26 protein-coding genes and 1 other RNA gene are annotated in these 26137 nt (G+C 70.2%); 10 read left to right on the forward strand and 17 right to left on the reverse strand.

Translation table 11 applies throughout. The features are described from left to right. Window positions 1–110: 110 nt before the first annotated feature. Window positions 111–959 (forward strand): hypothetical protein, encoded by an 849-nt coding sequence (locus tag NVS89_RS20850; RefSeq protein WP_374114614.1) that lies wholly within the window; start codon window positions 111–113, stop codon window positions 957–959. A gap of 123 nt (window positions 960–1082) precedes the next feature. Here the strand turns inward: NVS89_RS20850 and NVS89_RS20855 are convergent, their stop codons facing one another. The 3 genes from NVS89_RS20855 to NVS89_RS20865 all read right to left on the reverse strand — a co-directional run bounded on the left by NVS89_RS20855 (window position 1083) and on the right by NVS89_RS20865 (window position 3007). Beyond that, window positions 1083–1562: a GNAT family N-acetyltransferase gene (locus NVS89_RS20855; protein WP_258734696.1), complete on the reverse strand. Its 480-nt coding sequence runs from the start codon at window positions 1560–1562 to the stop codon at window positions 1083–1085. 11 nt (window positions 1563–1573) lie between these two features. Continuing rightward, window positions 1574–2368, reverse strand: a complete 795-nt coding sequence (locus NVS89_RS20860) for a thymidylate synthase (protein ID WP_258734697.1) — start codon at window positions 2366–2368, stop codon at window positions 1574–1576. Between the two features lie 159 nt (window positions 2369–2527). Beyond that, window positions 2528–3007, reverse strand: a complete 480-nt coding sequence (locus NVS89_RS20865) for a hypothetical protein (protein ID WP_258734698.1) — start codon at window positions 3005–3007, stop codon at window positions 2528–2530. 222 nt (window positions 3008–3229) lie between these two features. Between NVS89_RS20865 and NVS89_RS20870 the strand changes: the two genes are divergently transcribed. The 5 genes from NVS89_RS20870 to NVS89_RS20890 all read left to right on the forward strand — a co-directional run bounded on the left by NVS89_RS20870 (window position 3230) and on the right by NVS89_RS20890 (window position 6651). Then, window positions 3230–3565 (forward strand): hypothetical protein, encoded by a 336-nt coding sequence (locus NVS89_RS20870; protein WP_258734699.1) that lies wholly within the window; start codon window positions 3230–3232, stop codon window positions 3563–3565. A gap of 39 nt (window positions 3566–3604) precedes the next feature. Further along, window positions 3605–3972: a transfer-messenger RNA gene (gene ssrA, locus NVS89_RS20875) on the forward strand. Between the two features lie 57 nt (window positions 3973–4029). Further along, a complete protein-coding gene (locus NVS89_RS20880) occupies window positions 4030–4824 on the forward strand; it encodes a ClpXP protease specificity-enhancing factor SspB (RefSeq protein WP_258734700.1) in 795 nt (264 codons plus the stop codon). A gap of 28 nt (window positions 4825–4852) precedes the next feature. Continuing rightward, window positions 4853–6121, forward strand: coding sequence for a flavin monoamine oxidase family protein (locus NVS89_RS20885; RefSeq protein WP_258734804.1), 1269 nt, complete (start codon window positions 4853–4855; stop codon window positions 6119–6121). Next, entirely contained in the window at window positions 6118–6651 is a 534-nt protein-coding gene (locus NVS89_RS20890) for a dihydrofolate reductase (RefSeq protein WP_258734701.1), read from the forward strand. The genes NVS89_RS20885 and NVS89_RS20890 overlap by 4 nt, the downstream gene beginning before the upstream one ends. A gap of 12 nt (window positions 6652–6663) precedes the next feature. On the opposite strand, the gene NVS89_RS20895 is transcribed toward NVS89_RS20890, so the two are convergent. The 7 genes from NVS89_RS20895 to NVS89_RS20925 form a co-directional block, all read right to left on the reverse strand. Next, entirely contained in the window at window positions 6664–7491 is an 828-nt protein-coding gene (locus NVS89_RS20895) for a tetratricopeptide repeat protein (protein ID WP_258734702.1), read from the reverse strand. A gap of 133 nt (window positions 7492–7624) precedes the next feature. Beyond that, window positions 7625–7750: a type B 50S ribosomal protein L36 gene (gene ykgO, locus NVS89_RS20900; protein ID WP_013167868.1), complete on the reverse strand. Its 126-nt coding sequence runs from the start codon at window positions 7748–7750 to the stop codon at window positions 7625–7627. A gap of 120 nt (window positions 7751–7870) precedes the next feature. Further along, a complete protein-coding gene (locus NVS89_RS20905) occupies window positions 7871–8323 on the reverse strand; it encodes a DUF4260 domain-containing protein (protein ID WP_258734703.1) in 453 nt (150 codons plus the stop codon). Window positions 8324–8329: 6 nt separating this feature from the next. Then, a complete protein-coding gene (rnhA, locus tag NVS89_RS20910; RefSeq protein WP_258734704.1) occupies window positions 8330–8842 on the reverse strand; it encodes a ribonuclease HI in 513 nt (170 codons plus the stop codon). Further along, window positions 8839–9822, reverse strand: a complete 984-nt coding sequence (locus NVS89_RS20915; RefSeq protein ID WP_258734705.1) for a homoserine kinase — start codon at window positions 9820–9822, stop codon at window positions 8839–8841. Before NVS89_RS20915 ends, rnhA begins: the two co-directional genes overlap by 4 nt. A 4-nt stretch (window positions 9823–9826) precedes the next feature. Further along, window positions 9827–10798, reverse strand: a complete 972-nt coding sequence (gene ispH, locus NVS89_RS20920) for a 4-hydroxy-3-methylbut-2-enyl diphosphate reductase (RefSeq protein WP_258734706.1) — start codon at window positions 10796–10798, stop codon at window positions 9827–9829. Between the two features lie 90 nt (window positions 10799–10888). After that, window positions 10889–11506 (reverse strand): YceI family protein, encoded by a 618-nt coding sequence (locus NVS89_RS20925; RefSeq protein ID WP_258734707.1) that lies wholly within the window; start codon window positions 11504–11506, stop codon window positions 10889–10891. A gap of 341 nt (window positions 11507–11847) precedes the next feature. Here NVS89_RS20925 and NVS89_RS20930 point away from each other — a divergent pair, with 341 nt between their 5' ends. After that, window positions 11848–12552: a DUF1013 domain-containing protein gene (locus tag NVS89_RS20930; RefSeq protein WP_258734708.1), complete on the forward strand. Its 705-nt coding sequence runs from the start codon at window positions 11848–11850 to the stop codon at window positions 12550–12552. 139 nt (window positions 12553–12691) lie between these two features. Here the strand turns inward: NVS89_RS20930 and NVS89_RS20935 are convergent, their stop codons facing one another. Next, window positions 12692–14635, reverse strand: a complete 1944-nt coding sequence (locus NVS89_RS20935) for a propionyl-CoA synthetase (protein WP_258734709.1) — start codon at window positions 14633–14635, stop codon at window positions 12692–12694. A gap of 218 nt (window positions 14636–14853) precedes the next feature. Next, on the reverse strand, window positions 14854–15030 hold the full coding sequence (locus tag NVS89_RS20940; RefSeq protein WP_258734710.1) for a YdcH family protein: 177 nt from the start codon (window positions 15028–15030) through the stop codon (window positions 14854–14856). A 201-nt stretch (window positions 15031–15231) separates the two neighbouring features. On the opposite strand from NVS89_RS20940, the gene NVS89_RS20945 reads away from it, so the two are divergent. After that, the gene (locus NVS89_RS20945) at window positions 15232–15435 is read left to right on the forward strand and encodes a YdcH family protein (protein ID WP_258734711.1); all 204 of its coding nucleotides are present in this window, start codon (window positions 15232–15234) and stop codon (window positions 15433–15435) included. A gap of 65 nt (window positions 15436–15500) precedes the next feature. Here the strand turns inward: NVS89_RS20945 and NVS89_RS20950 are convergent, their stop codons facing one another. Together NVS89_RS20950 and NVS89_RS20955 are read right to left on the reverse strand one after the other, a co-directional pair. After that, window positions 15501–15986: a peroxiredoxin gene (locus NVS89_RS20950; protein WP_258734712.1), complete on the reverse strand. Its 486-nt coding sequence runs from the start codon at window positions 15984–15986 to the stop codon at window positions 15501–15503. Between the two features lie 151 nt (window positions 15987–16137). Continuing rightward, a complete protein-coding gene (locus NVS89_RS20955; RefSeq protein WP_258734713.1) occupies window positions 16138–16989 on the reverse strand; it encodes a protein-disulfide reductase DsbD domain-containing protein in 852 nt (283 codons plus the stop codon). Between the two features lie 129 nt (window positions 16990–17118). Between NVS89_RS20955 and NVS89_RS20960 the strand changes: the two genes are divergently transcribed. Then, window positions 17119–17745 (forward strand): YqgE/AlgH family protein, encoded by a 627-nt coding sequence (locus NVS89_RS20960; RefSeq protein ID WP_258734714.1) that lies wholly within the window; start codon window positions 17119–17121, stop codon window positions 17743–17745. Window positions 17746–17889: 144 nt separating this feature from the next. On the opposite strand, the gene NVS89_RS20965 is transcribed toward NVS89_RS20960, so the two are convergent. The 3 genes from NVS89_RS20965 to NVS89_RS20975 all read right to left on the reverse strand — a co-directional run bounded on the left by NVS89_RS20965 (window position 17890) and on the right by NVS89_RS20975 (window position 23323). Continuing rightward, window positions 17890–21270 (reverse strand): EAL domain-containing protein, encoded by a 3381-nt coding sequence (locus NVS89_RS20965; RefSeq protein WP_374114618.1) that lies wholly within the window; start codon window positions 21268–21270, stop codon window positions 17890–17892. A 278-nt stretch (window positions 21271–21548) separates the two neighbouring features. Then, window positions 21549–22658: a tetratricopeptide repeat protein gene (locus tag NVS89_RS20970; RefSeq protein WP_258734715.1), complete on the reverse strand. Its 1110-nt coding sequence runs from the start codon at window positions 22656–22658 to the stop codon at window positions 21549–21551. Next, window positions 22658–23323, reverse strand: coding sequence for a thiamine phosphate synthase (locus NVS89_RS20975; RefSeq protein WP_258734716.1), 666 nt, complete (start codon window positions 23321–23323; stop codon window positions 22658–22660). The genes NVS89_RS20970 and NVS89_RS20975 overlap by 1 nt, the downstream gene beginning before the upstream one ends. 261 nt (window positions 23324–23584) lie before the next feature. Here NVS89_RS20975 and NVS89_RS20980 point away from each other — a divergent pair, with 261 nt between their 5' ends. Continuing rightward, the gene (locus NVS89_RS20980; RefSeq protein ID WP_258734717.1) at window positions 23585–26071 is read left to right on the forward strand and encodes a carbohydrate-binding family V/XII; all 2487 of its coding nucleotides are present in this window, start codon (window positions 23585–23587) and stop codon (window positions 26069–26071) included. The last annotated feature ends 66 nt before the right edge of the window (window positions 26072–26137 follow it).

Here is a 26137-nt window from a genome sequence, read left to right on the forward strand (position 1 = left end):
CTGTTCATCTAAGTATCCGTAAGTTTCTACTGGAACATTACGGAAGTTTCACTTGGTAAGTTGCCGGTCGTGCGTCAGCATCGGCCTCACTTCGAAAGGAGATGAGGCCAATGAAACGCACGATCATTGCTGCTGCCGCAACAGCCCTTCTGGCGAGTGCCAGTTTTGCGGTCGCCCAGTCGAATAACGCCGAGGCCCCCAAGCCGCCGACGGCCGAACAGCGGGCGGCGAATGCCGACGCGATGGCCGATGCGCGCATCGCGGCGCTGAAGGCGGGCCTGCGGCTGACGCCGGAGCAGGAGAAGCTGTGGCCGGCGCTCGAGACCGCGCTGCACGACTACGCCAAGGAGCAGTCCGGCTGGCGCCAGGAATGGCGTGAGCAGCATCGCGACTGGCGCGAGCAGCATCAGGCGATGCGCGGGCCGGGCCGACCGGGTCCGGACGGCAAGCCGGCGCCGGGCCCCGGTGCGCCGCCTCCCGGCGCGCCCGGTCCCGACATGGGTCAGGCACCCGGCGCGGGTCCCGATGCGGGTCCCGGCCCCGGTCCCCGCATGGGCGCCGGTCCCGACGGTCCGCACGGCGACGTCGTCGCCCGGCTCGAGAAGCGGGCCGACAGCATGGTCGAACGGGGCAGGGCCCTGAAGAAGCTCGCCGATGCCGCGGAGCCGCTCTACGGCACGCTCGACCAAGGCCAGAAGTTCCGCTTCAACCTGCTGTTCCGCGAGGCGCAGCAGGGCGGCTTCGGCCACGGTCCGCACCATGGCTGGGGTCCCGGCGGGCACGGTAAGGGCTTCGCCATGATGGGCGGCCACGGCCCGTGCGGCCCGGGCATGGGCCGGGGACCCGGAATGGGGCCTGGCATGGGTCCTGGGATGGGTCCCGGCATGCACAACGGCATGGGTCCGGGCATGATGAACCCGGATGGCGGGCCGGCCGATGACGAGGGCGACACCCTCTGATCGCGGCACACGGACGGGGATCGCCGCCGAGCGGCGGTCCCCTGCCGGCGGACCTTCGCCTGCCAGCTTCCTCGACGGTCGATTTGCAACGGAAAGCGCCGCCGGTTTCGACCGGCGGCGTGCCTATTCGCCGGCGAGGCGGACGAGGGCCTCGCCGCTGACGCGCTGCACCGTCCATTCGTCCATCGGCACTGCGCCGATGGAGCGGTAGAAGGTGATCGCCGGCTCGTTCCAGTTCAGCACCCACCATTCGAAGCGGCCGAGGCGCTCGGCGACGCAGCGCTTCGCCAGATGGCGCATCAGCGCGGTGGCGATGCCGCGCCCGCGAAAGGCGGGGCGCACGAACAAATCCTCGAGATAAAGCCCGTGGCGGCCGCGGAAGGTCGAGTAATTGTAGAACCACAGCGCGAAGCCGGCCGGCTCGCCCTCCCATTCCGCGATGTCGCAGAAGACGCGCGGGCTCGGCCCGAACAGGTCGCGCGCAATGTCGGCCTCGCCGGCCTCCACCTCGTGCAGCAGCTTCTCGTATTCGGCGAGCTCGCGCACGAAGGCGTGGATCAGGCCGGCATCGCCGGGACGCGCAGGACGGATAGCGAGCGACATGCCGTGATCCGTCAAACCGCCACCGGCGCCCGGATGGCGGGGTAGGGGTCGTAGGCCTCGATCGCAATGTCCTCGAAGCGGAAGGCGAACAGGTCGTCCACCGCCGGGTTGAGCTTCAGCCTCGGCAGCGGGCGCGGCGTGCGGGCGAGCTGCTCGCGCGCCTGGTCGACATGGTTGAGATAGAGGTGCACGTCGCCGAAGGAGTGGACGAAGTCGCCCGGCTCCAGCTTCGTCACCTGCGCCACCATGTGGGTGAGCAGGGCGTAGCTCGCGATGTTGAACGGCACGCCAAGGAACACGTCGGCGGAGCGCTGGTAGAGCTGGCAGGAGAGCCGGCCGTCGGCGACGTAGAACTGGAACAGGCAGTGGCAGGGCGGCAGCGCCATCTTCGGCACGTCCGCCGGGTTCCAGGCCGAGACGATCAGCCGGCGCGAATCGGGATTGCGGCGGATGTCGGTGACGAGCTGGGCGATCTGGTCGATCACCCCGCCGCGCCCGTCGGGCCAGCTCCGCCACTGATGGCCGTAGACCGGGCCGAGATCTCCGTTCTCGTCCGCCCACTCGTCCCAGATCGAGACGCCGTTGGCCTTGAGGTAGGCGATGTTGGTATCGCCGGCGAGGAACCACAGCAGCTCGTGGACGATCGACTTCAGATGCAGCTTCTTGGTGGTGACGAGCGGGAAGCCCTTCGACAGGGCGAAGCGCATCTGGTGGCCGAACACGGAATAGGTGCCGGTGCCGGTGCGGTCGTCCTTGCGCGTGCCTTCGCGCAGGATACGTTCCAGGAGCTCGTGATATTGCCGCATGAGCCTCTCATGTGCCGCGCCGCTCTCGTGGTCGGGGCCGGCCGTTGGCGTTTCGACCCACTATATATAGCGCGCAAGGGCGGGCGGCGCACGGCCACCCGCCCTTCTGTCCGGGCGTGAACCACAATTTTTTGGCGCGTGCGTCGCGTCAGAGGGACGTCACTCGCACAGGGTGCTCACGCGGATGAGGCCGGACCGGGTCTCGCGCTCCACCATGCGGCAGTCCGACGCCGGGGCGCGGCGGTTCACCGCGCGCGGCAGCGGCGCGGGATAGGGCGGCACCTCGCGGTACCAGCCATTGCCGGCATAGGGGCCGTCCGCCGGCTCGGCGACGATCACCTGCCGGGGCTCGTAGGCGGGCGGCTCATCGGCCGGGGCTTCATAGGCGGGCGCTTCATAGGTCGGGGCCTCGCGCACCACCACATGCGGGGGTTGGGTCACGACATAGTCCGGCGCGTCGTAGGACGGCTCCTCGCGCACGATGACGGTGGGACCCGGCTCTGCGGGCACGGCGAGCACCGGCCCGGCGGGCTCGGTGGTGCGCACATAGACGTCCTGAGCGAGGCCGGGCGTTGCCGAGAGGGCGCACAGGCCGAGGGTAGCGGCCACGCCGCTCATCGTCAGATTGGCGATCTTCATCGTTCGTCTCCGTGTCTGCTCCCCCAGACGGGACCAGAACGGCCGGCAGCGGCGGACGTTCCGCTGCGGGACGTGATCATTCTGCGGCGTTTTCGCGGCGCAGCAGGGGACATGACGTCGGGCGGTAAGGTACGGCGGTATCATCGGAACTTCGCGGCCGCGTGGTACTTGTCATCGAGGCCGGCGCCATGCGCGCCCGCCCGACGTTGAGGAGGGAGCCCGATGACCGACACCGTGAAGGCCACCGACAGCACCAAGGCTCTGGCGAGCGAGTATCACCGCCTCGCCATGCATCTGAATCTTCTGGAGAAGGATGCGACCCATCCGCTCGACTTCAAGGTCGACGCCTCCAACACCTCGCCCGCGCTGGTGCTGCGCGCCGGCCAGTCGCTGCGCAGCGCCCATTCCGACGTGAAGCTCGACTACGAACTGATGCGGCAGATGCTGATGGAGTCGCTGCGCGCGCGGCTCACCGATCTCGACGAGAAGCTCGCCGGCACCGAGGGCGGCAAGCTGCCGATCGAGCGCCTGCAATATGGCGACCAGACCGAGGCTTGAGGCCGCCGACGCATAGGTAACTGTGCGAGAGGCGCCCGGCCCCTTCCAAGCGGGAGGGGGAGCGCCTATATTCCGGGTGCCGGCGCAAGCCGGCTACGGCGATAAACGGTTACCGCAATAAACCTTTCGGACCCGGGGGCAGTACCCGGCGCCTCCACCCGAGCCCATCCCGCCTGCCTTTCGGCCCGGTGGGTTCCGGCGGGGGCGAAACAGGATCGACGAGGGCGTAAAGGGTAGGCTTTCGCTCGGCATGGTACCGCCGTCATCGGACCAAACATATAGTTGCCAACGACAACTATGCTCCGGTTGCTCAGGCCGCGTGAGCGGTTTGATCTCTGGGAAATAAGTCCTTGCGGGTAGCACTGTAAGGCGGGGTTCGGAGGCACCTGGCAACAGAAGCCTCCACTTTCTTTTAATCTTAGGTCCGGCTGGCGGTCGGGGCTGGAATCGGGTTCATTGCCGGCATGAGCGTCGATCTGATCCGTTATGACCTTCTCGTGCAGGACGCCTTGCGCGCCGTCGTGCGCCGCGTGCTGAACGACGTCGCCCAGGACGGCCTGCCCGGCGACCATCACCTCTACATCTCCTTCGACACCTGCGCGCCCGGCGTGCGGCTTTCCCCGCGGCTGAAGGAGAAGTACCCGGAAGAGATGACGATCGTGCTCCAGCACCAGTTCTGGGACCTGATCGTCAGCGAGACGTTCTTCGAGGTCGGTCTGTCCTTCAACGGCATTCCCGAGCGGCTGCACGTGCCGTTCTCCAGCCTGAAGGGCTTCTTCGACCCGTCGGTGAAATTCGGTCTGCAGTTCGAGCCGGCACCGGACGAGGAGGAGGCCGAGGTCGAGGCGCCCCAGCCCGCGCCCGCCGCCATGCGCCCCACCTCCGTGCCGACCACGCGCGGCCCCGTTCCGGCCGCCCGGTCGTCGCAGGCGGAGGCGAAGCCCGCCAAGTCCGGCGCCCGGAGCGAGAGCGCTCCGGCTGCTTCCGGCCGTGCCGAGCCGCGTCCCGTCGCGGCGGAGACGCGGCGCTCGCGCATCGGCGAGGGCGAAGAGGCCGGGGGCGACGTGGCGAAGGCCGAGACTTCCAAGGCCGCCGTGAAAGGCGAGGGTGCCAAGGGCGATAGTGCCAGGGCCGAGGGCGCCAAAGGCAAGGCCGCCGCCGACCAGGAACGCGCGGACGGCGCGAAGCCGGAAGCCGAGCCGGCGGGGAGCCAGTCGGGCGCCCAGGTCGTGCGGCTCGACGCGTTCCGCAAGAAATAGTGCTTGAACGATTAGTGGCGTGAGCGACATGCGTGATGTGATCGTTGTCGGCGCCGGCGCCGCAGGTCTCGCCGCGGGCGCCCGGTTGCACCAGCGCGGGGCCGACGTCGTCGTGCTGGAGGCGGCCGACCGCACCGGCGGGCGCGCCTTCACCGACACGACCAGTCTCGGCGTGCCGTGGGACCAGGGCTGCCACTGGCTGCATTCGGCATCCGTCAACCCGCTGCGCGCCGCCGCCGATGAGCTCGGCCTCACCTATCTCAAGCGCGGCACGCGGCAGGCCCGGGCGACCCATCTCGGGGATCGCTGGGCGGACGAGGTCGAGCGCGAGGCGGCGTGGCGCTCGATTGACACCGCCTTCACCGCCGTCCACCGGGCCGGCGAGGAAGGGCGCGACATCGCCGCCAGCGAGGTGATGGACCCGGCCGACCCCTGGTACCGGCTGGCGCGGCACTGGATGACCCTGATGTCCGCCGCCGAGCCGGAGCGGCTCTCGACGCTCGACTACGCCGCCTATGGCGACACGGGCGAGAACTACCCGGTCGAGCGCGGCTATGGTGCACTGGTGCAGGCCGCGGCGGCGCAGATGGCGTCCGACCTGCCGGTCGTCACCGGCTGCCCGGTGAGCCTCGTGGACTGGTCCGGCAGCGGCGTCGCGGTGGAGACGCCGCGCGGGCGGCTCCTCGCCCGGCTCGCCATCGTCGCGGTGCCGACCACGGTGATTGCGCGCGGCGGGCTGCGTTTCGCCCCGCTGCTGCCGCCCGACCTCGCCGAGGCGTTCGAGGCGCTGCCGCTCGGCGCGGCGGAGAAGGTCGCGATCCGGTTCGACGGCGACGTCTTCGGCGTCGGCCCGACCAGCTATGTCGACACGATCGACCTGCGCGATCCCGCGCGCCGGCCGATCAATTTCGTGCTCAACCCGTTCGGCGCGCCGATGGCGATCGGTCAGCTCGGTGGCGACAATGCCGCCGGGCTCGTCGCGGCGGGCCCTCAGGCAATGGAGGATTTCGCCATGGCCGCGCTCACCGACGCCTTCGGTGCGGATATACGTCGTCGCGTCACCGGCGTGGCGACCACCAACTGGGTTTCCAACCCGCTCATCGGCGGCGCCTATAGCTGCGCGCTGCCGGGCCTCGCGCCGCTGCGCGCCCGGCTCGGCCAGACGCTCGGCGAGCGCGTGATGTTCGCCGGCGAGGCGGTGTCGCCGCACGCCTATTCGACCGCCCACGGCGCCCACCAGACCGGCCTTGCCGCCGCCGACGCGGCGCTGGCCCAGCTCACCGGGAAAGCGGCATGAGCGGGACCGAGAACGGCACGCCGCCGACCCTCGCCATCGTCGCGGCGATCGCCGCGAACGGGGTGATCGGGCGCGGCGACCAGCTGCCCTGGCACATTTCGGGCGATTTGAAGCGGTTCCGGGCCATCACCTGGGGCAAGCCGATCCTGATGGGGCGACGCACCTTCGACGCCATCGGCCGCCCGCTGCCGGGCCGCACCACGATCGTCATCACCCGCGACACCGGCTTCGTCACGCCCGACGGCGTGATGGTGGCGCCGACGCTCGGCGCGGCGCTGGAGAAGGCGGAGCGCGAGGCGGAGCGGATCGGCGCCGACGAGATCGTCGTGGTCGGCGGAGCGCAGATCTATGCCCAGGCGCTGCCGCTGGCGAACCGGCTGCGGCTGACCGAGGTGCACGGCACGCCGGAAGGCGATATCCACTTCCCCGATTTCGACCGGGCGCAGTGGCGCGAGGTCGCCCGCGAGGAACCGCCGCAGGGCGAGAAGGACGACTTCGCCGTCAGCTACGTGGATTACGAGCGGGTCTGAGCGGGGGCCCGCTCAGATCGGCCGACCCTCGATCTTGAGCGAGAGGGTCTTCTCCATGTCCTCGACCGATTCGAGGTGGGGATAGATGGCGAGCGCCCGGCGCGCGGCCTCAAGCGCATGCTTGTCGTCGCCGATCTGCTTGCAAATGATGGCGATGCCGGCCCACGCGCCGTAATGGCGCGGCTCGCGGGTGACGACCTGCTGAAGGTCCGCCAGCGAATCGGAGAAGTCTTCCTGCAGGAAGAACACCGTCGCGCGCTTGTTCCACGCTTCCAGATGATCGGGCTCGATGCGGATCACCGCGTCGAGCAGCTCGATCGCGAGGTCGTAGTCCTTCACCTCGGTCGCAAGCGCCGCCCGGCCCATCAGCAGGTCGGCGGTGGCGCTGCCGCTCGGGGCCAGCGCGATGTCGATCCGGTCGGCGATGGCCTTGGCCGAATCCTTGTCCGGCGCCGCCTTCAGCGCCGCGAACAGGGCGTCGAGCCGCTTCTTGGGGTCGGGTTCGGCCTTGGCCTGCGCTTCCAGCCCCTTGTCCTGCTTCGCGGCGCCGGTGGTCGCGTTCTCGTCCGGCCCGTCGGGCGTGGCGACGTCGGGATTGGTGTCTTCCGGACCGGTGATCTCGGGATCGATGAGGCCGGGGTCCGCAGGCTCCTCCTCCGGCGTCACGCCGGGGGTCTGGACCTGAAGGATGCGCTCGAGGCCGGCGGCCCGGCGCGTGGCGCCATGCACCGTCGCCGGCGGCTGGTCGGCCGGCGATTGGGCGGAAAGGGCCAGTGCGGACGGGGCCGGAAGGGCGACCGGTGCCGCGGCGATCATCAGGGCAGCAAAAAGGGCGCGCATGGCTCCAGTGTAGGAGCGATGGCGCCCTCGTCAATTCTTGGCCGGCCCAGCCGCGAAAACGTGAACGCGGCCGCCCGGAACGCCCTGCCCCGGTGGCCGGCGAACCGTCCCCGAAGCCGCTGGGCGCGAAGCCTCAGCCCTGGCGGGCCTTGAAGCGCTTCTGGGTCTTGTTGATGATGTAGACGCGGCCCTTGCGGCGCACCAGACGGTTGTCGCGGTGACGGCCAAGCAGCGACTTGAGGGAATTGCGGATCTTCATGACACTCAACCTTCGGATCGATAGCGCCTGCGCATGAGACGGCGCCTCCATGGCCGCGCCCCGATCCGCCAGCTTGCCTGAATTCGAGGCCCGGCTGATAGCGGAGCGGAGGGGCTTTTGTCAATCCGCCGTCGGGCGATCCGCCCCGACTTTGCGGGGATTGGCGGCCTTGCCGATCATTCCGAGATGGGTGTGGCCGAAAGCGTCGGGATATTTGAGCCCGTAGCCGAGGGCGCGGTCGAGCCCGTTATGGGCGAACCAGATCGCGGCGAGCGCCCCGAGCCACGGATCGGCGAGGAGATAGCCGGCCGCCGCGAGCAGGGTCGGGCCGATATGGGCGTGCATGGCGTTATAGAGCCGGGCGCCGGCGGCCGGGCCGGCGAGATAGCCGGCCATGGCGAGGTCGGGCGCGAGGAACAGCAGCGCGAACAGCCACCAGCTCTGCCCGAGCGCGGCATAGGCGAGCACGCCGCCGGCCAGCACCGCGAGGCCCTCCAGCCGCAGCAGCACGGCAGGCGCGCCGCGGACGGCGCCGGAGGTAGGTTCGGGCGCGGGATCGGGTGCGGCGCCCATGGCGGCTCAGCTCCCGCCGTGGCGGCGCTTGTAGGGCGCCATGCCCTCGCGGGCGAGCTCGTCCGCGCGCTCGTTCATCGGGTCGCCGGCATGGCCCTTCACCCAGTGCCAGTGGATCTCGTGGCGGGCGATGGCCGTCTCCAGCCGCTCCCACAGATCGACGTTCTTCACCGGCTTCTTGTCGGCGGTGCGCCAGCCATTGCGCTTCCAGCCGGCGACCCACTTGGTGACGCCGTTGCGCAGATATTCGCTGTCGGTGTGGAGGTCGACCGTGCAGGGGCGCTTCAGCGCGTCGAGCGCCTCGATCGCCGCGGTCAGCTCCATGCGGTTGTTGGTGGTGGGCGATTCGCCGCCGGAGAGTTCCTTCTGCGCGCCGGCATAGCGCAGGATAGCGCCCCAGCCGCCGGGGCCGGGATTGCCCGAGCAGGCGCCGTCGGTCCAGATCGCGACGATGCCCTTGGCGGCCTCGCGCGGGGCGTCGTCGTCGAAGACGCGCGCGGTGCCCGGGGCGGTCTTCACGCCGCGCTCCCGGCGAGGGCGATGCCGTAGTCGCGCACGTTGCGCACCGCGCGGTGGAAGCGTAGACGGCGCAGATAGTCCTTCGGGTCGTGCGGGCGCACCAGCGCGCCGGGCGGCACGTTCAGCCAGTCGACGAGCCGGGTGAGCAGGAAGCGCAGCGCCGCGCCCCGGCACAGGAGCGTGAGGGCGTCGATCTCGGCCGGCTCCAGCGGGCGCTCGGCCTGGTAGGCGGCGAGCAGGGCGCGGCCCTTCGTCTGGTTGTAGGCGCCGTCCGGCTCGAAGCACCAGGCGTTGAGGCAGATGGCGATGTCATAGGCCAGCAAATCGTTGCAGGCGAAGTAGAAGTCGATCAGCCCCGAGAGCCTTCCGTCGGTGAAGAAGACGTTGTCCGGGAACAGGTCGGCATGGATGACGCCGGCGGGAAGCCCGGTGGGCCAGTTCGGCTCCAGCGTCGCGAGCTCGTCGGCGATGAGGGCGGCAAGGCCCGGCGCCACCGTGTCCGCGCGCGCTTCGGCCTGCTCGAACAGCGGCCGCCAGCCGGGCACGGAGAGCGCGTTGGCGCGGCGGAAAGCGGTGAAGTCGGCGCCGGCCTTGTGCAGCCCGGCGAGCGCGGTGCCGAGCGCGGCGCAATGGCCGGCGGAAGGCCGGCGCACCGAGGTGCCAACGAGGAAGGTGGCGATCGCGGCCGGGCGGCCGGCGAGCGTGCCGAGCGCGGCCCCGGCGCGGTTCTTCACCGGCTGCGGGCAGTCGATGCCGCGGCTCGCGAGGTGCTCCATCAGCCCGATGAAGAACGGCAGGTCGGCTGGGTTCACCCGCTTCTCGTAGAGAGTGAGGATGAAGCTGCCGGCCTCGGTCTGCAGCAGGTAGTTCGAGTTCTCGACGCCCTCGGCGATGCCCTTGAAGGCACGCAGGCGGCCGATCTCATAGGTGGCGAGGAAGGCTTCGAGCTCTTCCGGGGAAACGTCGGTGTAGACGGCCATGGGATTATTCGGCGGCGTCCGGACGGAGCTGGCGGGGGAGGGGGAAGAAGACGTCCTCATGGGCGGTGTAGACGGTCTCGACCCGCACCGTGAAGCGCTCGGCGAAGGCGTCGATGATCTCCTCCACCAGCACTTCCGGCGCCGAGGCGCCGGCGGTGATGCCGAGCGAGGCGATCGAGCCGAACACGTCCCAGTCGATGTCGCCGGCGCGCTGCACCAGCAGGGCGGCGCGGCAGCCCTCGCGCTCGGCCACCTCGCGCAGGCGCTGCGAGTTGGAGGAATTCGGCGCGCCGACCACGATCATCGCCTCGACCTGCGGCGCCACCCGCTTCACCGCTTCCTGTCGGTTGGTGGTGGCGTAGCAGATGTCTTCCTTGTGCGGGGCGACCATGGAGGGAAAGCGCTCGCGCAGGATGGCGACGATCTCGGCCGTGTCGTCGAGCGAGAGCGTGGTCTGGGTGGTGAAGGCGAGGTTTCCGGGGTCGCGCGGGGCGAAGCTGCGGGCCTGCTCGGCGGTCTCGACCAGCGTGACCGCGCCGGCGGGGAGCTGGCCCATGGTGCCGATCACCTCGGGGTGGCCGGCATGGCCGATCAGCACGACCTCGCGGCCCCGCTTGAAATGGACGACCGCCTCGCGATGCACCTTGGTCACCAGCGGGCAGGTGGCGTCGATGGCGAAGAAATTGCGCTGCGCGGCCTCCTCCGGCACCGACCGGGCGACGCCGTGGGCGGAGAAGATGACCGGCGCGCTGGTGCCGGCGGGCACCTCGTGCAGTTCCTCGACGAAGATGGCACCCTTCGCCTTCAGCCCCTCGACCACGTATTTGTTGTGCACGATCTCGTGGCGCACATAGACCGGTGGGCCGTAGATCTGCAGCGCGCGCTCGACCGCGTCGATCGCACGCACCACGCCGGCGCAGAAGCCGCGCGGGGCGCAGAGCAGGATGCGCAGATCGGGCTTTGGGGCGGCGCTCATCATACGGTCCATCGGGGGTTCGCCACCGTCATGGGTGGCGGCGCCCTCCGTGTCAAGCGCGCGCGGCGCCCCGCCGCTCCGCCGGCGCGCTCAGGAATTCTTGCGGAACACGCCGACCAGGTCGAGCTTCACCTCGTCCGATACCAGCGGAACGGCGACGCCGAGGCCGAAATCGCTGCGCCTGAGCGTCGCGGTCGCGGTGAAGCCGATCTCCTCGCGCTTGCTGCGCGGGTTGATGCCGGCGCCGAACAGGCTCACCTCGAGCGTCACCGGGTGCGTCACGCCGTGCAGCGTGAGCTCGCCCTCCACGGTCGCCTTCGCCCCGTGCGGCGTCACCTTCGTGGACTTGAAGGTGGCGGACGGGAACTTCGCCACGTCGAAGAAGCCGGAGCCGCCGAGATCCTGGCCGAAGCTCTTCGAGGTGACGGCGAGGGTCGAAATCGGGATGGAGAGCTGGAGCGTCGCCGCCTGCGGCGCCTTCGGGTCGAGATTGAGCGTGCCTTCGCCCGCGCCGAACATGCCCGAGAGCGGGGAGAGGCCCAGATGGTCGACGGTCCAGATGATCTGCGTGTGGTTGGTGTCCACGCCGTAGGTGCCGCCGGAGATGCGGGCGACGTCCGCCTTGCCGGGCATTTCCTGCGCCGCGGCCGGCATGGCGAGCCCCAGCGCGAACGCCAGCGCCAGTAGGGAGAGCGGTTTCATCGACATTCGTTCCGTTTCTGCCGGGCGCAGGGCGTGGCCGCCCGCGCCGCCCATGGGATCAACACGGTCGGCGCGAGGCCGATCCGTGCGCTATTTATTTCGTGAAGCGGGCGCCGCGTTGCTAAATCCTTCCTAAGCGGCGCAAATGTTCCCGGCGCGGCCGAAAGCGACAGGCGAGGCCGCCGTCGGCGCGGGGCGGTGTCTTTGCGTTTGCAGGATGGAAGCGGCGCGCCTATATTTAAGTCATCCCGGTCATCGTGAGACGGTCCGTGGCTCCGCCCCAGTCGGGCGGCGGAGCGCGTGAGACTGCTTGTCTGGCCGAACCAATCTTTGAGGAGACGCGTCCCATGGCGAACGCCCCCCTGATGCCGAAGGCCACCGCCGTGTGGCTGGTCGAGAACACCGCGCTGACGTTCGACCAGATCGCCGACTTCTGTAAGCTTCACGTGCTCGAGGTGAAGGGCATCGCCGACGGCGAAGTCGCCCAGGGGATCAAGGGGCTCGACCCGGTAACCACCGGCCAGCTCTCGCGCGAGGAGATCGAGCGCGCCGAGCAGAACCCGAATCACCGGCTGAAGCTGCTGGAGCCGAAGGTGAAGCTGCCCGAGGCCAAGCGCCGCCGCGGCCCGCGCTACACCCCGGTCTCCAAGCGCCAGGACCGGCCGAACGCCATCCTCTGGCTGCTGCGCAACCATCCCGAGCTCAAGGACAGCCAGATCATGCGTCTGGTGGGCACCACCAAGACCACGATCGAATCGATCAAGGAGCGCACCCACTGGAACGCGGCGAACCTGACGCCGATGGACCCGGTCACGCTCGGCCTGTGCTCGCAGATCGACCTCGACATCGAGGTGCAGCGCTCCTCCAAGGACCGCCCGGCGGCCGCCGCCGGCGAGGGTGGGGCGACGCTGCTGCCCGCCGACGTCACCACCGGCGCCGGTGCCCAGGAGCCCTTCGTGCCGGCGCAGAAGCCGCGCGAGGAGGCGATCGACCTCGAGACCGTGTTCGCCAAGCTGGGCGGCTCGCGCAAGAGCGAAGCCGAGGACGAGTGAGCCTTCCGGCTGCGGCGGGACGAGGGCTCCCGCGCGGCGGAAACGCCTTTCCGGCGGAATAAAAAAGGGGCGCACCGGCGCCCCTTTTGTTTTGTCCGTTCGTCTCGCGAGCGTCCGCTCCGGCGGGCCCCGCCGGCGCCTAGGCCGCCGAAGCCTTCGGCAGCCCCCGCGCGCTCAGCGCGGCGGCGATCTCGTCCAGCGAAGAGGGATCGTCGATCGTCGCCGGCATGTTCCAGGGCTCGGCATCGGCGATCTTCTTCATCGTGCCACGCAGGATCTTGCCCGAGCGCGTTTTCGGCAGGCGGTGCACCGCGATGGCGATGCGGAACGCCGCCACCGGGCCGATGCGCTCGCGCACCAGGGCGACGATCTCGCCCTCGATCTCGTTCGGCGCGCGCGCCACGCCCGCCTTCAGCACCACGAAGCCGCAGGGCACCTCGCCCTTGAGTTCGTCATGGATGCCGATCACCGCGCATTCGGCGACGTCCGGGTGGGAGGCGAGGACCTCCTCCATGCCGCCGGTGGAGAGGCGGTGGCCGGCGACGTTGATGATGTCGTCCGTGCGCCCCATGATGAAGAGCTGCCCGTCGGCATCGCAGAAGCCGGCATCGGCGGTCTTGTAGTAGCCGGGGAACTCGGCGAGGTAACTCTCCCGGAACCGCTCGTCCTGCTGCCACAGCGTGGGCAGGCAGCCGGGCGGCAGCGGCAGCTTGATGGCGATCGAGCCCATCCGGTTCGGGCCGACGTGATGCCCGCCCTCGTCGAGGATGTCGACCTGGTAGCCGGGCATGGGCACGCCGGTCGAGCCGACCTTGACGTCGAGCGCGCCGAGGCCCACCGGGTTGCCGGCGATGGCCCAGCCGGTCTCGGTCTGCCACCAGTGATCGACCACCGGAATGCCGAGCCTGGTCTCCGCCCAGACCACCGTGTCCGGGTCGGCGCGCTCGCCGGCGAGGAACAGGGTGCGCAGGGTGGACAGGTCGTAGTCCTTCATCAGGAGGCCCTCCGGGTCCTCCTTCTTGATCGCGCGCAGCGCGGTCGGCGCGGTGAACAGCGCGGAGACCTTGTATTCCTCGATCACCCGCCAGAACACGCCGGCATCGGGCGTGCCGACCGGCTTGCCCTCGAACAGCACCGTGGTGCAGCCGGCGAGCAGCGGCGCATAGACGATGTAGGAATGGCCGACCACCCAGCCGATGTCGGAGGCGGACCAGAACACCTCGCCGGGCTTGACGTCGTAGAGCCCCTCCATCGACCAGCGCAGCGCCACCATGTAGCCGCCAGTGTCGCGCACCACGCCCTTCGGCTTGCCGGTGGTGCCGGAGGTATAGAGGATGTAGAGCGGGTCGGTCGCCGAGACGGTGGCGCACTCCACGCCGCGCGCGCTCGTCGCCACCTTCTCGCGCATCGCCGCCCAGTCGAGATCGCGGCCCTCCTTGAGGCCGGCCTCGGCCTCGGGGCGCTGGAAGATGACGCAGGCCGAGGGCGCGTGCTTGGCGATGGTCAGCGCGAGGTCGAGCAGCGGCTTGTAGGCGACGATGCGGTTCGGCTCGATGCCGCAGGAGGCGGAGAGCACGACCTTGGGGCGGGCGTCGTCGATGCGGCTCGCCAGCTCCGCCGCCGCGAAGCCGCCGAACACCACCGAGTGCACCGCGCCGATGCGCGCGCAGGCGAGCATCGCGAACACGGCCTCGGGGATCATCGGCATGTAGATGACCACCCGGTCGCCCTTGCCGACGCCGAGCTCGCGCAGCACGCCAGCGAGGATGCGCACCTCGCGCAGCATCTCGGAATAGGTGACGGTGCGCTTGGCGCCCGTCACCGGGCTGTCGTAGTAGATCGCCGGCTGCTGGCCGCGCCCGGCGTCGACATGCCGGTCGAGCGCGTTGTGGCAGACATTGGTGAGGCCGCCGACGAACCAGCGGCCATAGACGCCGAGCGCGGGATCGAAGATCGCGCGCGGCTCAGCGATCCATTCGACGGCGCGGGCGGCGTCGCCCCAGAAACCTTCGGGATCGTCGATCGAACGGGCATGGATGGCGGGGTAGCGGCTCGCGCGATCGGAGCGTGGCTCGGCGGACATGGTGGCGTCTCCAGGGGACCGGTTGTTCTTCTTGTTCTAGACCCGAGAATTCCGGCCCGCGGCTGTGATTTCAAGAAGGCGGAAATGCTTACGACCTTGGTCGATGCCGGAAATCCTGTCGGGCGGCCTGTCGTGGGGCTCGGTTCCGGAAGGGGTCCGAAATACAAACCGCCGGCCTGCGAGGCCGGCGGCGGAGTTAGTTTCGCCAGGTACTCCGCTCAGTGGAGCGGCGAGCCTCTGAGCCGCGTGATTTCGTCCTTCAGATGAAGCTTGCGGCGTTTCAGGTCCATGACCCGGACTTCATCGGAGCCCGGTCGGGCTACTTCCTCCCGTAACTCCTTCTCGAGCGCCTGGTGGCGACGTTCCAACTCCGCAACATGCGCCTGCATGGACATGGACAATATCTCCCTGTCTCTGGAAGTGAACGTCATCAGTCTGTCACTTGCGGCTACCGCTGTCGACGAAACGATGCGCTGCACCGCAACACGACGGCGTGCGGGCGGCCGTATTGCGGGGCGGCGGAAGGACGGCGATACTGCGTGAAACGCCCCGGCCGGAACGGGGCGAATCGGTCGCGGTTCGAGCGTTAGGCACAGATGACGGATGAAGAACGCGAGCTTCGGGCCCTTCTGGAGCGCCTGAAGCAGGAACATCGCGATCTGGATGCAGCGATCGAGGCGCTGCACGAGATGCCGGGCAACGATCAGCTCCAGCTCGCCCGCTTCAAGAAACGCAAGCTGGCGTTGAAGGACCGGATCAGCTTCGTCGAGGACCAGATCTGCCCCGACATCATCGCCTGAGCGGCGGGGGTGCCCCGCCGGGCGGCCCCGGCGCGCGAGGCTTCATGCGCGCCGGAGCCTGATGGTCAGAACTGCGTGAGCAGCACGTCGGCGTTGGTCTTGTCGGCCTTGCTCGGCACGTCCTCGACATTGAGGATCAGCACCTCGCCATCGTCGACCAGCATGGAATAGCGCTTGGAGCGCACACCGAGGCCGGCGGCCGCGCCGTCGAAGTCGAGGCCGAGCGCCTTGGCGAACTCGCCATTGCCGTCCGAGAGGAACAGGATCTTGCCGCCCGCATTGGAGGCCTTCTCCCAGGCCGCCATCACGAAGGGGTCGTTGACCGCCGTCACCGCGATGGTGCTGACGCCCTTGGCGAGGATCTCGTCGGCACGGGCGATGAAGCTCGGCAGGTGGTTCTTGTGGCAGGTCGGCGTGAAGGCGCCGGGCACGGCGAACAGCACGACCTTCTTGTTCTTGAAGACCTCGTCCGTGGACTTCGGCACCGGCCCGTCGGCGGTGGCGACACGGAACGTGGCGCTGGGAAGCATGTCGCCAACCTTGATCGTCATGGGCTTTTCCTTTCGACGCAATGATTTCACGCGGGTCGGCGGGCCGCGGCCGCAGGCTCCGCCCGGCCGCGATCATACGCGCGCGGCGGCGGAGCCGCACGGGCCCGCTGGCGCGGTAGCATAGTCATTTCCCGCTTCTCGGGAAGAAGCTTCAGTGCGTGGAAAGCGGGGCCTCGACCTCGACCGCCCGGCTGCCGTCGGTCAGGGTGAAGCGCAGCGGCGTGGTGGCGATGTCGGCGCCATCGGGCACCCCGTCGACCGGCAGCACGAACACGATCTTGCCGTCCGGGCCGGCCTCGCGGGTGGGGAGGGGCAGCGCCCAGCTCTCGTCCGGGCCCTCGACGAACAGATCGGCATGGTCGGCGTTCGAGGTCTTGGCCTCGATGCGGATCGACTTGTCGTCGCCCGCCTGCTCCAGCACCGCGGTCTCGATGGCCGGCGTGCCCGTCGCTCCGAGCGTGGCCGGCTTCGGCACGCTGGCGAGCGCGGCGGCGAGCGCGGGGGAGGGGGCGTCGCCGCCGGGCGGAAGGTCGAGGCTGAGGGTGGCGTTGGCCGGCTGGCAGATCTTCTCGCAGACGGCGAAGTCGAGATTGAGCTTCAGCGTCACGGGCTTGGCCGCGTCGGTCGGCGTGACCTCGATCGGGATCACGACGTCCTTCTTGTAGCCGATGGACAAGCTCCCGCCCTCGTCGAAGCGGATCGGTGCCGGCCAGAGGATCTTCACGCCGCCGACATTCTGCGAGCCCGACCAGTCGAAATGCGGGGGCACGCCGGCATCGCCCGGATAGCGCCAATAGGTCTTCCAACCCGGGGCGAGGCGGATCTCGACGCCGCCGGTCAGCGAGGTGTGGTCGGCCGGCCCGCCGATAAGGCGCACCGCCGTGCCGTCCGGCGCGGACCAGTCGGAGGCGGCTTCGGCGCGCGCGGCGCGGGTGCCGAACGGCACGAGCGCGGCGGTGGCGAACAGGGCGAGGACGATCGGAAAGCTGCGAGACATGACCATGGCGATAGCCTCTCCCGCCGCGGCGCGAAAGTATGCGGCCCGCACTTTCGTGTGAGCCCCTCGGCGCCGCAAAGCCGGGGCCGGTGGCGCGGGGTTGAAAATGCGCCACTTGGGTTTACGCTTTCCTTCATGTTGATGGGACGAGGAAGCGACGAGGGTGCCGGCGGCGGGTCCGGCGGGACCTTCCTTGACGGACAGATGCTGGTCGCCATGCCCGGCATGCGCGACGAACGCTTCGCCCGTGCCGTGATATATCTGTGCGCGCACTCGCCCGAGGGGGCGATGGGCATCATCGTCAACCAGCCGGCAAATCACATCAATTTCACCGACCTGCTGGTGCAGCTCGACGTGATCCCGCAGGAGGAGCGCATCCACCTGCCGAACAGTGCCGGCGGGGTGAAGGTGCTGCGCGGCGGCCCGGTGGAGACCGGGCGCGGCTTCGTGCTGCACAGCGCCGACTTCTTCATCCAGGATTCGACGCTGCCGATCGACGACGGCATCTGCCTCACCGCGACGCTCGACATATTGAAGGCGATCGCGGCCGGCGGCGGGCCGGCGAGCGCGGTGCTGGCGCTGGGCTATGCCGGCTGGGCGCCGGGGCAGCTCGAGAACGAGATCCAGCAGAATGGCTGGCTGCACTGCCCGGCCGACACGGCGCTGGTGTTCGGCGCCGACACGGCGGCGAAATATGAGCGCGCCCTGCGCAAGATCGGCATCGATCCGGGCATGCTCTCCTCCGATTCCGGTCACGCCTGACGCGCGCCCGGGCGGGTCACGTCCGGCAAAAAGCGCGCCGCTCGCCATGCGCGGTGGCTGGGCAGCTTCCCACGAAATGCCTTCGAACCGGGTTCCGCTCGCAAGCTCCGCATGCGTTGCGGGGAGGGCCGGAAGTCGGCCGGCTCAGGAAGTCGGTTTGGACTGGGCGAGGGCGGGGCTCGTCGAGGGCGCGGCGCCCGGGCCGGCGCCGGCCGATCCACCCGTGCCCCCCGGATTGCCGCCCGTCGGCTTGGAGTCCGCCGGCTTGGCGTCCGCCGTTCTGGCAGGCGCCGGGCGCGGGGGAGCGGGACGCGGCGGGGGCTGGTCGCCCCGAACGGGCGCAGCCGCCGGGGGCTGGCCGCGGACCGCGCCGGTCTTCGCCGTGGCAGCGTTCGACGGAGCGTTTGTCGCCCCATTGGGCGCGCCGCCCGCCGGGGCGCCTTCGGCCGCGCCCGGACGGACATCGGGCTGAGGCCGCGCGTTGGCCGCCGCTTCCGCTGTGGCCGCACTGGCGCCGGCCTCGGCGGGCTCGCCCGGCGCCGCGCTGCGGGTGCTCGTGCGGCTCACGCCGCGGGCGGCGGCGCGCGAGAGCTGGCGTCCGCGCTCGGACAGTGCGCGCCCGCGCTCCATCAGCGAGGGCGGCGTGCCGTCGGCGATGATGAGCTTGCGCGCTTCCTCGGCGTTCATCGGCTCGCCGAACAGTCGGCCCTGACCGAAGCGGCAGCCGAGCTTGCCGAGCGCGACCGCGGCCTGCTCGGTCTCGATCCCCTCGGCGACGATGTCCATGCCGAGATCGTGCGCCATGTTGATGATGGTGCGCAGGATGATCGGCCGCTGCGCCTTGTTGCCGTTGCGTCCCAGCGCCTTCATGAAGGTGCGGTCGACCTTGATGGTGTCGAAGGGGAAGCGCTGCAGATAGGCGAGCGAGGAATAGCCGGTGCCGAAATCGTCCAGCGACAGGCCGGCGCCCAGCTCGCGCATCCGGGTCAGGATCTGCGCGGCGTATTCCGGGTTCTCCATCGCCAGCGACTCGGCGAGTTCCAGCTTCAGCGTGCCGGGCGCCACCACGTTGCGGGCGAGCACCGCCTTGATGTCCTGCAGCAGGTCGTGGCGCAGCATCTGGCGGGAGGAGATGTTGACCGAGACGAAGATCGGCTCGCTGCGCGAGGCGCGCTGCCAGCCGCCGAGCTGGCGCGCCGCGCTGTCGAGCAGGAACAGGCCGAGATCGACCACCAGCCCGGTATCCTCGGCGATGGTCAGGAAGTCGTCGGGGCCGAGCGTGCCCAGGCTCGGGTGCTGCCAGCGGGCCATGGCCTCGAAGCCGGCGACGGCGCGGCTCGAAAGGTCGACCACGGGCTGGTAGACGACATTGATCTCGCCGCGCTCCAGCGCCTGGCGCAGATCCTCCTCCATGCTCAGCCGGTCGAGCTTGTGGGTGCGCATGCTCGGGCGGAACACCTCGATGCGGTCGCCGCCCACGCGCTTGGCGAAGAACATCGCCAGTTCCGCGTCCTTCAGCATCTCGCCGGGCGAGCGCTTCTGCCCGTCCGCCAGCACGAGGCCGATCGAGGCGGTGATGAAGATCTCGCGGTCGCCGAAGGTGATGGGCGCGCGCAGCGTGCGCCGGAGCGTGTCGGCGAAGGCGGTGATGCGCTCGGGATCGCGCTCGGACAGCAGGATCAGCGCGAAATGGTCGCTGCCGAGCCGGGCCAGCGTGTCCTGCTGCTTGGTCAGGCGCATCAGCCGGCGGGCGACGGTGAGCAGGATCGAGTCGCCCGCGGGCATGCCGAGGCTGGCATTGACCTGCTTGAAGCGGTCGAGGTCGATCATCATGATCGTCGGCTTCAGGCTCTCATCCGCGCGGGAGAGGCCGTTGGCCGAGGCCAGACGGTCAAGGAACAGCTCGCGATTGGGCAGGCCGGTCAGATTGTCGTGGACCGCGTCATAGAGCATGCGCTCCTCGGCGGTCCGGGTCTCGGTGACGTCGGACAGCGTGCCGATGCAGCGCACCACCTCGCCGTCGGTGCCGACCACCGGCCGGGCGCGCAGGTTGAACCAGAGATAGTGCCCGTCATGCGAGCGCAGGCGGAAATCCTGGTCGATGCGCCCGCGGCGCTGGTCCAGCAGCCCGTCGAGCGTGGCGCGGAAGCGGTCGCGGTCGCCGGGATGGATGATGTCGAGCCAGCCGGCGGCCTCGGTCTCCAGCGTGCCCTGCTTGAGGCCGAGAAGCTGCTCGGCCTCCGGGCTGACATGGATGCGGTCGGTGTCGACGTCCCAGTCCCACACCACGTCGCCCGAGCCGGCGACGGCGAGCGCGCGGCGCTCCAGCTCCTGCGCGCTGCCGGCGACCGAGCCGATGCCGGCGAAGGCGTGCTGCATGACGGTGAAGCCGATCAGCATGACGATCAGTACCAGCCCGCCCAGCAGGGCCGGGGCGACGAGGTCGTTGCCGATATAGCCCGACACCGCCATGCCGGCGGCGATGACCCACACCACCAGCAGGAACAGGGTGGGGATGATGAGCACGGCGCGGTCGTAGCGGTGGAAGGCGAGCCACATCACCACGCCGAAGCCCATGAAGGAGACCACCATCAGCGAGGGCCGGGCGATGCCTGCCGCCGCCGAGGGGTCGAGCAGGGCGAGGCCGACCAGCGCGGCGAGGAACACCAGCCAGCCGGCGGTGACATGGGCGTAGCGCACATGCCATCGGTTGAGGTTGAGATAGGCGAACAGGAACACGACCAGGGTGGCGGCGAGGATGGCCTCGCCCGCCGCCCGCCAGAACTGCTGCGCCACCGGCGATATGCCGAACACCTTCGACCAGAAGCCGAAATCGAGGCCGATATAGCCCAGCACCGCCCAGGCCAGCGCCGCCGCGGCCGGGAACATGGCGCTGCCCTTCACCACGAACAGGATGGTGAGGAACAGCGCCAGCAGGCCGGCGATGCCGATGACGATGCCGTTGTAGAGGGTGAAGGAGTTGACCTTGTCCTTGTAGGCCTCCGGCTCCCACAGATAGAGCTGGGGCAGGTCCGCGTCGCCGAGCTCGGCGACCAGCGTCACCGTCGTGCCGGGGTCGAGCGTGATGAGGAACACGTCCGCGTCCGGGTCGTTCTGGCGCTCCGGCCGGAAGCCCTGGCTCGCGGTGATGTTGATGATGCGCCGGTCGCCGAGGTCGGGCCAGAGCACGCCGGAGCCGACCATGCGGTAATGCGGCGCGACGATCAGCCGGTCCACCTGCTCGTCGGTGTTGTTGGCGAGGGCGAACACCGCCCATTTGCTGCCATTGGCCCCCGGCGCGACCGCGCGCACCTCGATCCGGCGCACGATGCCGTCGGCGCCGGGAACGGTCGAGACCTGGATGCGGTCATTGTCGCTGGTGCGGCGCTCGATGGCGGGGGCGAGGTCGACCACGGCGGCGTCGAGCCGGATCGCCACCGCCTCCAGCGCGAAGCTCGGCGTGGCGGGCATCAGCAAAGCGAGGAACAGCGCCATCGCGCCCAGCACGCCGCGCACCGCGCTCATGTCCCGGCGCGGGGCGGGGCCCGGCGCGCCGCTACCCGCGCGGCGGCTCTCCGGCAGGTCCGGCAGAAGGGACAGGAGGCGACGGACGATGGCCAAACCGGGTCCTCTGGTCTTGTGCGTGGGCCGCGCTCGCCGGCTCCCCTCGGCGATGCGGGGAGATGAGTAGCGGTGCGCGGCGGCCTGGGCAAGGCGGGCGGACGATTCCTCCCGAGGATCGGGTGCCTGGAATGTCGAGGCGGGCACAATCAGGCCCAATCGTGAAGCATTTGCGGCGGACCTTACATGGTGGCGGAGGCGGTCCATGCCTTTGCACGGTTTTCCGCTTCGGTGCGCTGCTCGGGCGAAAGCGCGGCGACCATCTTGTCGAGCATCGGGTCGTCGAGCTTCTGCGCCTTGGCCATCATGTGCCAGGCGGCGGCGGCGACCTTGTCCTCCGGCACGCCGCGCCCGGCCGAGAGGATGCGGGCATAGCGGTTCTCGGCGATGGCGTTGCCGGCGAGCGCCGCCTTGCGGAACAGGCCGGCCGCGCGCTCCTCGTCCTTGGGAACGCCGGTGCCGTTGAACACCATGATGGCGAGCTCGGTGGTCGCGACCACATTGCCGAGGTCGGAGGCGCGCAGCAGCAGGCGGGCGCTTTCCAGCGGGTCCTTCGGCACGCCGTTGCCGTCGCGATAGAGGATGGCGAGCGCGTAAAGCGCGTCCGGCTGGTCCTCGTCGGCGGCGCGGCGGAACCAGTCCGCGGCCATGGCCGGCTCCTTGGGCGCCACCAGGCCCTGCAGGTAGACCAGGCCGAGATTGTAGGCCGCCTCCGCATTGCCCTTCTCTGCCGCCTTGCGGAACAGCTCCACCGCCTCGTCCTTCTGCTGGGTCGAGGAGGACTGCATCTTGATCGAGCCGAGCGCGAACAGGGCGTCGGGATTGCCCTTGGCGGCGGCGGCCTCGAACCAGGCGCGCGCGGCGGTCGAATCCTGGCGCACGCCGTAGCCGATCGAGAGCAACTGCCCGGCGAGCACCATCGCCACCGGGTCGTCCGAGGCGTTGGCGCGCTTCACGGCAAGATCGAGCGCGGTCTTGAAATGCCCGCGCTGGTAGGCGCCATAGGCAGTATCGGTCTTTTCCTGGCCAGCCTTCTGCTGGCCGGCCTTGGCGTCGCCGGCCGCGCCTTTCTTCGCCGAATCCTTGCCGGCCTCTGCCCTGCCGGGCTTGTCGAGCGAGATGGAGGCGGGGGCCTTGGTCGGAGTCGCACCAGTGATCGGGCCGAACGAGTCGACGCCCGGCGCCTGCGCCCATGCGGCGGGGGCCGCGAGGCCGGCGAGCGCGAGCAAGGCGAGCCCGGCGGCGGTGCGGCGGGCCGGGTTCCGGGCCGTGTGGTGGCGCGGTGCCGCCATCATCCCGCCCCGGCGCCGGTCGCCATCGCCCCGCCGAGGCCGGCGGCGAGGGCGCGCGCCCCCTCGACCGGATCGTCGAGCACGAGGCCGTCCACGGCGACGAAGTCGACGCCGGCGGCCACGAGCGCGGCGACCTCCTCCAGCGTGGCGGCATAGGCGACGCAGGGCGGCTCGAAGAGATGGGCCCACCACTGGGCGCGCTCGAGCGTGGCGTCGAAGGCGGGCCGGCGCCCGCTCGCGTCGGGTTCGCCGAACATCACATAGTCCGCGGTCTCGCCCGCGGTCATGGCATCGTGCCGGCTGCGCAGGCCGCCGACGCCGGCAATGCCGTCCGGGCGCAGGGCCGGCAGCGCCGCCCGCAGCGCGTCGGGACCGTCGAGATGGGCGCCGTCCGCACCGAGCGCGCCGGCCAGCGCGGTGTTGCCCTCGACGAGGCAGGCGGCGCCGATCGCATGGGCGGCCTCGACCAGCGGGCGCAGCCGCTCGGACGATGCCTCGCCGTCGGCCGCGCCGGTGCGCAGGAGCACGGCGGCGATGTCCACCGCGCCACCGGCACGGGTGAGGGTATCGGCGAGCCGCGCGATTTCCTCCGCCGCGCCGGTCACGGGCACGAGCAGATAGAGGCGGGGGGCGGTCGGTTGGGGTTCCGTTCGGGATCGGGCCATGTTCGAGCCATGTCGCAGGATGGCGGCGAAAGCGCGGCGCTGTCGCACGGTCTTCATCTAGCCGCCGATGGCGCGAGGGTCCAGCGCCCCGAACGCGCCGCGCGCGGCGCAGGCCCCGCGCGGGCCGCTCAATCCCGCGCGAGCCGGCCCGGCCGGGCGCTTCACCGCGGCCGTGGAGAGGTGGTAGACATCGACCGCCAAGATTCCTGGCGCGCCCCTCGGCCGGCCTGTCGTCGGCCGGCGACGCCTTTCGGGGGAAACATGCCCAGCCACAGCGTTCGCTTCGCCACTTGCGCGGCGGTCCTGACGACCGCCGCCGCGCTTACTCTCGCCCCGGCCCTCGCCCAGCAGCCCGCCGCCACCCCGCCCGCACAGGCCGCCGCACCCGCCGATGCCGCCGGCTCGGCGGTTCCGGCCGCGCTGGCCTGGCCGAAGACCTTCGCCTATGGGGACGAGCAGCTCGAGCTCTACCAGCCGCTGATCGAGGCGTGGGACGGCGACCAGCTCACCGGCCGCGCCGCCGTCGCCATCGGCAAGAAGGACGGCACGCCGACCTACGGCATCGCCCATTTCACCGCCCGGGTCGCGGTCGACAAGCCGGCGAAGATCGCCCAGCTCGGCAACATCGCCATCACCAAGGTGGACGTGCCCACCGACACTTCGCAGGACGTCGCGGTGCGCAGCGCGCTGGAGGCGCACATTCCCCCGGAGGGGATGACGGTCGCGCTCGACCACCTGCTCACCAGCTACGCCGCCGCAAAGAATCTCAGCAAGGAGATGACCGAGCCGGTCGACAACACGCCGCCCAGGATCATCTTCGCCGACAAGCCGACGCTGCTGGTGCTGGTCGCCGGCAAGCCGGTGCTGCACGCGATCGACGGCGTGGCCGGCTTCCAGCGGGTGGTCAACACCCACCCGCTGGTCCTGGTCGACACCGCCGGCGCCTTCCACCTGCAGGCGGCCGGCACCTGGTACGAGGCGAAGTCGATCGACGGGCCGTGGGTCGTCACCCCCGCACCGAGCCCCTCGCTGGAGGCGGCCGGGAGTATGGCGACCTATGAGGAATCGGCCGAGACCATGATGCCGGCCAACGGCCAGAAGCCCGCCGTGCCGCCGGCCGTCGTCTCCTCCACCAGCCCGACCGAGCTCGTCGTCACCGCCGGCGCGGCGCAGATGGTGCCGGTGGACGGCACCTCGCTGCTGCGCATGGCCAATGCCGACCACGCGGTGCTGATGGATCCCTCGAACAACCAGTATTACGTGCTGGTCTCCGGGCGCTGGTTCCGCGGCGCGGGGCTGAGCGGGCCGTGGACCTACGTCCCCGGCACCAGCCTGCCTGCCGACTTCGCCAAGATCTCGCCGAAGGACCCGGTCGCCAACGCGCTGGTGGCGGTGCCCGGCACCCCGCAGGCCAAGGAGGCGGCGATTGCGGCGACCGTGCCGCAGACCGCGACCATCTCGCGCGACACCCAGCTCACCGTCCAGTACGACGGCGGCTCGCCGAAATTCGTGCCGATCAAGGGCACCACGCTCAGCTATGCCGAGAACACCCGCACCCCGGTGATCATGCTCGACCCGACGCGCTACTACGCGCTGTTCCAGGGCGCGTGGTTCGTCGCCGGCGCGCCGGAAGGGCCGTGGTTCGTCTCCGCCGTGGTGCCGGCGGCGATCTACACCATCCCGGTCACCTCGCCGCTGCATTACGTGACCTATGTGCGGGTCTACGCGTCGACGCCGGAAGTGGTCACGGTCGGCTACACGCCCGGCTATATGGGCGTCGCCATCGCGCCGGACGGCACGGTGGTCTACGGCACCGGCTATGAGTGCCTCGGCTATGTCGGCACCTACTGGTACGGCTGCCCGGCGACCTATGGCTACAACGCCGCCTTCGGCTGGGTCGGCGGCTTCGCCTTCGGCTTCGCCGCCGCCTATGACTGGGGTGCGTGGGGTCCCTACTGGGGTCCGTATTGGGGCCGCGGCCCGTGGGGCGGCCCGTGGGCCGGCGTCAACGTCAACCGGACCAACATCTATGGCCGCTGGGGCGGCAGCGCGACCGTGACCCATGCCTGGGGCTACAATCCCTGGACCGGGGCGGAAGGCGCGGGCAACGCGATTTCCGGCGTCACCGGGCGCGGCACCGCGTTCCAGGGCCGCTCGGGCGCCGCCTTCAACCCGTGGAACGGCAATTACGGCGCCGGGCGCGAGGGCAGCTACTACAACCCGGCCACCGGCGCGCGTGGCGCGGCCCGCTCGGGTGTGGTCGGCAATGTCGACAACGGCAACTTCGCTGCCGGCCGCCAGTCGGCCAACTTCAACCCGACCACCGGCTTCGGCCATGCCTCCGAGACTGGCGTCACCCGCGACAACGGGCAGCTCAACGTGGACAGCCGCGGCGTCGCCGGCAACGCCCGCACCGGCAACGGCGTGGCGTGGAACAACGGCAACATCTACACCGACCACGACGGCAGCATTCACCAGTATGACGGGGCCAATGGCTGGGAGCATCGCGACGGCAACAACTGGCGCGCCGACGCCGACCAGGGCCAGATCGACCGGCTGAACCAGCAGCGCAGCTTCCAGCAGCTCGGCGATCAGCGGGTCGACAACTTCGCCCGTTCCGGCGGCTTCGACGACTTCCGCGGCGGCGGCGGTGGTGGCTTCGGCGGCTTCCACGGTGGCGGTTTCCACGGCGGCGGCTTTGGTGGCGGCGGGTTCGGCGGTTTCCATGGCGGCGGCTTCCGCCGCTGAGGCGGGCGCCGGCTCGCGCCGGGTGGAGGCCTGAAGACGACGATCCGACGCCTGCCCGGTGACGTG

Origin of the sequence: Ancylobacter mangrovi, from assembly GCF_024752355.1 — a bacterium.
Taxonomy (GTDB): Bacteria; Pseudomonadota; Alphaproteobacteria; order Rhizobiales; family Xanthobacteraceae; genus Ancylobacter; species Ancylobacter mangrovi.

Coding starts and splice junctions, on each gene's coding strand:
- NVS89_RS20850 (WP_374114614.1), top strand. CDS start 111: ATGAAACGCACGATCATTGCTGCTGCCGCAACAGCCCTTCTGGCGAGT.
- NVS89_RS20855 (WP_258734696.1), bottom strand. CDS start 1,562: ATGTCGCTCGCTATCCGTCCTGCGCGTCCCGGCGATGCCGGCCTGATC.
- NVS89_RS20860 (WP_258734697.1), bottom strand. CDS start 2,368: ATGCGGCAATATCACGAGCTCCTGGAACGTATCCTGCGCGAAGGCACG.
- NVS89_RS20865 (WP_258734698.1), bottom strand. CDS start 3,007: ATGAAGATCGCCAATCTGACGATGAGCGGCGTGGCCGCTACCCTCGGC.
- NVS89_RS20870 (WP_258734699.1), top strand. CDS start 3,230: ATGACCGACACCGTGAAGGCCACCGACAGCACCAAGGCTCTGGCGAGC.
- NVS89_RS20880 (WP_258734700.1), top strand. CDS start 4,030: ATGAGCGTCGATCTGATCCGTTATGACCTTCTCGTGCAGGACGCCTTG.
- NVS89_RS20885 (WP_258734804.1), top strand. CDS start 4,853: ATGCGTGATGTGATCGTTGTCGGCGCCGGCGCCGCAGGTCTCGCCGCG.
- NVS89_RS20890 (WP_258734701.1), top strand. CDS start 6,118: ATGAGCGGGACCGAGAACGGCACGCCGCCGACCCTCGCCATCGTCGCG.
- NVS89_RS20895 (WP_258734702.1), bottom strand. CDS start 7,491: ATGCGCGCCCTTTTTGCTGCCCTGATGATCGCCGCGGCACCGGTCGCC.
- ykgO (WP_013167868.1), bottom strand. CDS start 7,750: ATGAAGATCCGCAATTCCCTCAAGTCGCTGCTTGGCCGTCACCGCGAC.
- NVS89_RS20905 (WP_258734703.1), bottom strand. CDS start 8,323: ATGGGCGCCGCACCCGATCCCGCGCCCGAACCTACCTCCGGCGCCGTC.
- NVS89_RS20915 (WP_258734705.1), bottom strand. CDS start 9,822: ATGGCCGTCTACACCGACGTTTCCCCGGAAGAGCTCGAAGCCTTCCTC.
- ispH (WP_258734706.1), bottom strand. CDS start 10,798: ATGAGCGCCGCCCCAAAGCCCGATCTGCGCATCCTGCTCTGCGCCCCG.
- NVS89_RS20925 (WP_258734707.1), bottom strand. CDS start 11,506: ATGTCGATGAAACCGCTCTCCCTACTGGCGCTGGCGTTCGCGCTGGGG.
- NVS89_RS20930 (WP_258734708.1), top strand. CDS start 11,848: ATGGCGAACGCCCCCCTGATGCCGAAGGCCACCGCCGTGTGGCTGGTC.
- NVS89_RS20935 (WP_258734709.1), bottom strand. CDS start 14,635: ATGTCCGCCGAGCCACGCTCCGATCGCGCGAGCCGCTACCCCGCCATC.
- NVS89_RS20940 (WP_258734710.1), bottom strand. CDS start 15,030: ATGTCCATGCAGGCGCATGTTGCGGAGTTGGAACGTCGCCACCAGGCG.
- NVS89_RS20945 (WP_258734711.1), top strand. CDS start 15,232: ATGACGGATGAAGAACGCGAGCTTCGGGCCCTTCTGGAGCGCCTGAAG.
- NVS89_RS20950 (WP_258734712.1), bottom strand. CDS start 15,986: ATGACGATCAAGGTTGGCGACATGCTTCCCAGCGCCACGTTCCGTGTC.
- NVS89_RS20955 (WP_258734713.1), bottom strand. CDS start 16,989: ATGGTCATGTCTCGCAGCTTTCCGATCGTCCTCGCCCTGTTCGCCACC.
- NVS89_RS20960 (WP_258734714.1), top strand. CDS start 17,119: ATGTTGATGGGACGAGGAAGCGACGAGGGTGCCGGCGGCGGGTCCGGC.
- NVS89_RS20965 (WP_374114618.1), bottom strand. CDS start 21,270: ATGAGCGCGGTGCGCGGCGTGCTGGGCGCGATGGCGCTGTTCCTCGCT.
- NVS89_RS20970 (WP_258734715.1), bottom strand. CDS start 22,658: ATGGCGGCACCGCGCCACCACACGGCCCGGAACCCGGCCCGCCGCACC.
- NVS89_RS20975 (WP_258734716.1), bottom strand. CDS start 23,323: ATGGCCCGATCCCGAACGGAACCCCAACCGACCGCCCCCCGCCTCTAT.
- NVS89_RS20980 (WP_258734717.1), top strand. CDS start 23,585: ATGCCCAGCCACAGCGTTCGCTTCGCCACTTGCGCGGCGGTCCTGACG.